Origin of the sequence: Enterobacter cloacae complex sp.6700776, from assembly GCF_048284255.1 — a bacterium.
GTDB classification, from domain to species: Bacteria; Pseudomonadota; Gammaproteobacteria; order Enterobacterales; family Enterobacteriaceae; genus Enterobacter; species Enterobacter intestinihominis.
The window spans coordinates 1-206 of sequence record NZ_JBLVYK010000353.1 but is presented as its reverse complement, the minus strand read 5'-3'; the positions used below and the strand labels follow the sequence as shown (position 1 = coordinate 206).

General features: G+C 51.9%; 1 rRNA gene. It reads left to right on the top strand.

Annotated elements, in window-relative coordinates:
- Positions 1-79: ribosomal RNA gene (locus ACNQ0T_RS24595) — 23S ribosomal RNA — on the top strand; the annotation flags it as partial.
- Between the last annotated feature and the right edge of the window lie 127 nt (positions 80-206).

Below are 206 nucleotides of genomic sequence, written 5' to 3'. Positions count from 1 at the left end.
ACGACGTTGATAGGTCGGGTGTGTAAGCGCAGCGATGCGTTGAGCTAACCGATACTAATGAACCGTGAGGCTTAACCTTACAACGCCGAAGCTGTTTCGGCGAAGAGACAGACACGATTTTCAGCCTGATACAGATTAACAGAATTTGCCTGGCGGCTTTAGCGCGGTGGTCCCACCTGACCCCATGCCGAACTCAGAAGTGAAAC